Consider the following 4,864-nt stretch of genomic DNA (forward strand, 5'->3'; position numbering starts at 1 on the left):
GCCTTCATCTCATTGATGATCCAGTCACGGCCTTTTTCGACAAAACCTTTGGTATTGTCCCAGTGGCCACGGGACATAGCGCCTTTAAGCGACTTGTCTTTCAGGCCATAAATATTTGTAAAGATGCGATCTTTATCAGCCAGCATCAATCAGCCCTCCGCTTTCGGATTGCCATCAGTCAAAGATGTCAAGCCACCAATCGGCGCAGAGAAATCACGATCGATCTGCGGACCCGGCTTGATGGTATCGCCCTTGCCTGCCTCAAAAGCATCAATGATTTCTTCAAGGCGTTCAGGTGTCAGGTCTTCATAAGCGTCTTTGAAGATCATGACCATCGGCGCATTGACGCAAGCACCCTGACATTCAACTTCTTCCCAAGACAGCGTGCCCGAAGCATTTGGTGTCAGCGGATCATGATGAATTTTGTGCTTGCACACTTTCATCAGCTCTTCAGCACCGCGCAATGCGCATGGTGTTGTGCCGCAAACCTGAATATGGGCGCGTGTACCAACCGGCTTGAGCTGGAACTGGGTATAGAATGTTGCCACTTCCAGAACGCGGATCAGCGGCATTTCCAGCATAGCTGCAACATGCTCAATCGACGCCTTGGTGACCCAGCCATCCTGTTCCTGCGCACGCATCAGCAGCGGAATAACCGCAGACTGCTGGCGACCTTCAGGGAATTTCTTAATTGTCTTTTCAGCCCAGGCCTGATTTTCCGCATTAAACGAAAAGCTGGCCGGCTGAACGGAATCATCTGCGAGACGACGGACGGACATCAGCGGTCTACCTCACCAAACACAATATCGAGCGAGCCAAGGATCGCGGAGACGTCGGCCAGCATATGACCGCGACACAGGAAATCCATGGCCTGAAGATGAGCAAAACCCGGTGCACGCAATTTGCAACGATACGGTTTATTAGTGCCGTCAGACACCAGATAAACACCGAATTCACCCTTCGGTGCTTCCACTGCGGCATATACCTCGCCTTCCGGCACATGGTAACCTTCAGTGTAAAGCTTGAAATGATGGATGAGAGCTTCCATCGAGCGTTTCATTTCGCCGCGTTTCGGCGGAACAATCTTATTGTCCATATTCGACACAGGGCCGACGCGCTCTTTGCCGAGCAGCAATTCACAGCACTGGCGCATGATGGAAGCGGACTGGCGCATTTCTTCCATACGGATCAGATAGCGGTCATAGCAGTCGCCGTTCTTACCGATCGGAATGTCGAATTCCATTTCATTATAGCATTCATAAGGCTGCGATTTACGCAGATCCCATGCTGCACCCGAACCGCGCACCATGACACCGGAGAAACCCCATGCCCATGCATCATCCAGAGACACAACGCCGATATCAACGTTACGCTGTTTGAAAATACGGTTGCCGGTAATCAGATTGTCCAGATTGTTCAGCGTCTTGAAGAACGGATCAATCCAGTTGGCAATATCCTGAACCAGCTGCTCAGGCAGATCCTGATGAACGCCGCCCGGACGGAAATAGGCCGCGTGCATACGGGCGCCGCAAGCGCGCTCATAGAACACCATCAGCTTTTCACGCTCTTCAAAGCCCCAGAGCGGCGGTGTCAGTGCACCAACGTCCATAGCCTGTGTGGTTACGTTCAGCAGGTGATTGAGAATACGGCCGATTTCCGAGTAAAGTACACGGATCAGCTGACCGCGCTTCGGCACATCAATACCGAGCAGGCGCTCAACCGCCAACGCATAAGCGTGTTCCTGATTCATCGGCGCCACGTAATCGAGGCGGTCGAGATAAGGCACAGCCTGCAGATAGGTTTTGGCTTCCATCAGCTTTTCGGTACCGCGATGCAGCAGACCGATATGCGGATCAACACGCGCCACAACTTCACCATCGAGCTCAAGCACCAGACGCAGAACGCCGTGCGCCGCCGGATGCTGCGGGCCGAAGTTGATATTAAAATTTCTTACTTGTGTCTCAGCCATTCTCGGCATCCTGTGTAGAGGCAAAAGCTGCCAGAAACTCTGCTTCCGTCATTTTGCTCGTATCATTGGCAAAAGCGTAACTATCAGGCTTACAGTCGATATAAATCTCTGTTGTAAACCTGAATTGCGAAGGATCTTCAAACGCCTGAACGGAAACAACATTATGGGAACCATCCTGCATGCGCCACATCAGAGTGGAGCCGCAGACTTTGCAGAAACCGCGTTCACCCCATGCGGATGAACCGTAAAAGCCGAGATCATCACCTTTGGTGATTTCAAGACTGTCTCCGCAATCCACACAGAGAAACACACCGCCGGACCAACGGCGGCACATTGAACAGTGGCAAGCGCCCATTTCGTCATTCACAGGCTTCGCCGAAAACTGCACTGAACCACAGAGGCAGCGACCTTCCAACTTAGCACCATCAGACATTTTTAAATCCTTCAGCTAACGTGACAGATTAATTTGACTTCGCTTTCTCATCACCCGGAAGCACATAATCTGTTGCTTCCCACGGGGACAAGAAATCAAAATTACGGAATTCCTGACGCAGCTCAACCGGCTCGTAAACAACGCGTTTGACCTGATCATCATAACGAACTTCGACAAAACCGGTCAGCGGGAAATCCTTACGCAGCGGATGACCTTCAAAACCGTAATCTGTCAGCAGACGGCGCAGATCCGGATGACCGGAGAACAGAATGCCGTACATGTCGTAAGCTTCACGCTCGTACCACAATGCACCCGGATAAACGCCGGTGATTGACGGCACCGGTGTATCTTCATCGGTGATGACACGAATGCGGATACGCAGGTTATGACGCGGCGACATCAGCTGATAGACCACATCAAAACGATTGACGCGGCCCGGATAGTCCACACCGCTCAGATCGGTGAAATTCACGAACTGGCACTGCACATCATCGCGCAGGAATGTCAGCACAGAAATAATCTGGCTGCCCGGCACAGTGATGCTCAGCTCACCGTAACGCAGTGATGTTTCATCGATCTTGCCTTCAAGGCGTTCGGACAGATAGGCTGAGAGTTCATTGAGAGCTTCTTGAATCATCATATCCCCCAATCAACGCTCAATCGTACCGGTGCGGCGAATCTTCTTCTGCAGCATCAGAATGCCGTAGAGCAGCGCTTCAGCGGTCGGAGGGCAGCCCGGCACATAGATATCAACCGGAACAACACGGTCACAACCACGCACAACAGAATAGGAGTAATGGTAGTAACCACCGCCATTCGCGCAGGAGCCCATGGAGATCACATAACGCGGCTCCGGCATCTGGTCGTAAACCTTGCGCAGCGCAGGAGCCATTTTATTGGTCAGCGTACCTGCAACAATCATCACGTCGGACTGACGCGGAGACGCACGCGGCGCGATACCGAAACGCTCGGCATCATAGCGCGGCATGGAAATATGCATCATTTCCACAGCACAGCAGGCCAGGCCGAAAGTCATCCACATCAGCGAGCCGGTGCGCGCCCATGTAATCAATGCATCAGCAGAGGTAACAATGAAGCCCTTATCGGACAGTTCATTATTCAGCTCACCGAAAAACGCATCATCCTGACCGATCAGCTTACCGGTATTCGGATCAATAATACCCTTAGGGCGGGGAGCTATCAGCGTCCCGCCACCCATATTGGCATTAGAAGACATAGTGTTTTGGCCAGAGGTCAATCCCATTCGAGGGCTCCCTTCTTCCATTCATAAATGAAGCCGATGGTGAGCACACCAAGGAAGACCATCATGGACCAGAAACCGAACATGCCAATTTCACCGAAGGACACAGCCCACGGGAACAGGAATGCAACTTCAAGGTCGAAGATGATGAAAAGAATGGATACCAGATAGAAACGCACGTCGAATTTCATACGCGCATCATCAAATGCGTTAAATCCGCACTCATAGGCGGACAGTTTTTCTGGATCCGGCTGTCTGTACGCGACCAGGAACGGCGCTACCAGCAACGCAATTCCGATCACCATTGCCACGCCAATAAAAATGACGATCGGCAGATAGGAACTTAAAAGCTCGTTCATTACCCTATTTCCGGCTTCAAGATGTAAAGTTGTGCACTACATAAGCCATTTGACGGCTACAGCCATGTGACACATTGCACCTTACAATCAATCTCGCCCAAACAGCTTCAAATGGCGTGCCGTGCGAATACAGTGCTTTGTGTGGGGACGGTTACCGCAGTCAACCCGTTTGCGCAAGCCTTTAAAGCACATGACTGCCCTGCGCTCACACGGATATGATTAATAAAAGCCATCCTGTTAACAACTCCGTGCCGCCCGCGTTTTGCGCAGACACCAGCAGTCATCACATCACTATATTACACAAATTTCCGTAAAAATCATTCAGCTCTGATTTGCAGGCTAAAAAGAATCTGTTTCACGCCGCAAGGCGAGTCGCCCCTCACCTCATGCGGCACATCATGCAAAATGCACAATCAGCCTGCAGGTGAATCAATGTATTTTAAAACCTGATATTTTTTTGATTTATTTTTATGGGAAATGCCAATGCACGCACCACTTGGCGTGAGCGCAGAATTATTCATCCTGACCACCGCACTCCTGTCCGCAACCACCGGGATATTTGCCTATATTCTGATGGACGGCAGCGGAACACCGACAATTATCGAAATCATCGCCGTCAGCTTCCTGCTCATCAGCCTGATCGCATTCGCCACCATCCCACGGAAACCGACGAAACCACTTCAGCAGCCCTGCCGCCAAAATTGAAAAACAGGCAGCAATCCCCGCTCCTGCGGATATAGCATTATAATATATAGATCATAGAAAAGGATAATTGGCGGGGTGCGCCACTTTCTCTGAACTGTATTTTAAAGAAGAGAAAGTGGCGCGAGTGACGGGGGTCG

At 51.2% G+C, this 4,864-nt stretch carries 7 protein-coding genes and 1 pseudogene; 1 reads left to right on the plus strand and 7 read right to left on the minus strand.

The genetic code is table 11. The annotated features are described in order from the left end of the window. From A918_RS21845 to A918_RS0114420, 7 genes and pseudogenes are all read right to left on the minus strand, one after another. A pseudogene (locus A918_RS21845) lies at positions 1 to 146 on the minus strand (NADH-quinone oxidoreductase subunit F); the annotation flags it as partial. A gap of 3 nt (positions 147 to 149) precedes the next feature. Beyond that, complete coding sequence (gene nuoE / locus A918_RS20580) at positions 150 to 779, minus strand: NADH-quinone oxidoreductase subunit NuoE (protein ID WP_022711740.1); 630 nt, start codon at positions 777 to 779, stop codon at positions 150 to 152. After that, positions 779 to 1,969 carry an NADH-quinone oxidoreductase subunit D gene (locus tag A918_RS0114400; RefSeq protein WP_022711741.1) on the minus strand — a complete coding sequence of 397 codons (1,191 nt, stop codon included), beginning with the start codon at positions 1,967 to 1,969 and terminating at the stop codon, positions 779 to 781. The genes nuoE and A918_RS0114400 overlap by 1 nt, the downstream gene beginning before the upstream one ends. Further along, complete coding sequence (locus A918_RS0114405) at positions 1,962 to 2,402, minus strand: GFA family protein (protein WP_022711742.1); 441 nt, start codon at positions 2,400 to 2,402, stop codon at positions 1,962 to 1,964. The genes A918_RS0114400 and A918_RS0114405 overlap by 8 nt, the downstream gene beginning before the upstream one ends. A 28-nt stretch (positions 2,403 to 2,430) precedes the next feature. Then, positions 2,431 to 3,039, minus strand: coding sequence for an NADH-quinone oxidoreductase subunit C (locus tag A918_RS0114410; protein ID WP_028233835.1), 609 nt, complete (start codon positions 3,037 to 3,039; stop codon positions 2,431 to 2,433). Positions 3,040 to 3,051: 12 nt separating this feature from the next. Further along, the gene (locus A918_RS0114415) at positions 3,052 to 3,621 is read right to left on the minus strand and encodes an NADH-quinone oxidoreductase subunit B family protein (protein WP_033316155.1); all 570 of its coding nucleotides are present in this window, start codon (positions 3,619 to 3,621) and stop codon (positions 3,052 to 3,054) included. 35 nt (positions 3,622 to 3,656) lie between these two features. Further along, positions 3,657 to 4,022 carry an NADH-quinone oxidoreductase subunit A gene (locus tag A918_RS0114420; RefSeq protein WP_022711745.1) on the minus strand — a complete coding sequence of 122 codons (366 nt, stop codon included), beginning with the start codon at positions 4,020 to 4,022 and terminating at the stop codon, positions 3,657 to 3,659. Positions 4,023 to 4,505: 483 nt separating this feature from the next. Between A918_RS0114420 and A918_RS0114425 the strand changes: the two genes are divergently transcribed. Continuing rightward, positions 4,506 to 4,727 (plus strand): hypothetical protein, encoded by a 222-nt coding sequence (locus tag A918_RS0114425; RefSeq protein ID WP_022711746.1) that lies wholly within the window; start codon positions 4,506 to 4,508, stop codon positions 4,725 to 4,727. The last annotated feature ends 137 nt before the right edge of the window (positions 4,728 to 4,864 follow it).

Origin of the sequence: Pseudochrobactrum sp. AO18b, assembly GCF_000409565.1 — a bacterium.
GTDB classification, from domain to species: domain Bacteria; phylum Pseudomonadota; class Alphaproteobacteria; order Rhizobiales; family Rhizobiaceae; genus Pseudochrobactrum; species Pseudochrobactrum saccharolyticum.

Bases quoted from the DNA above. Each gene is read 5' to 3' on its own strand.
- nuoE (WP_022711740.1), bottom strand. From the start codon at position 779: ATGTCCGTCCGTCGTCTCGCAGATGATTCCGTTCAGCCGGCCAGCTTT.
- A918_RS0114400 (WP_022711741.1), bottom strand. From the start codon at position 1,969: ATGGCTGAGACACAAGTAAGAAATTTTAATATCAACTTCGGCCCGCAG.
- A918_RS0114405 (WP_022711742.1), bottom strand. From the start codon at position 2,402: ATGTCTGATGGTGCTAAGTTGGAAGGTCGCTGCCTCTGTGGTTCAGTG.
- A918_RS0114410 (WP_028233835.1), bottom strand. From the start codon at position 3,039: ATGATTCAAGAAGCTCTCAATGAACTCTCAGCCTATCTGTCCGAACGC.
- A918_RS0114415 (WP_033316155.1), bottom strand. From the start codon at position 3,621: ATGGGTGGCGGGACGCTGATAGCTCCCCGCCCTAAGGGTATTATTGAT.
- A918_RS0114420 (WP_022711745.1), bottom strand. From the start codon at position 4,022: ATGAACGAGCTTTTAAGTTCCTATCTGCCGATCGTCATTTTTATTGGC.
- A918_RS0114425 (WP_022711746.1), top strand. From the start codon at position 4,506: ATGCACGCACCACTTGGCGTGAGCGCAGAATTATTCATCCTGACCACC.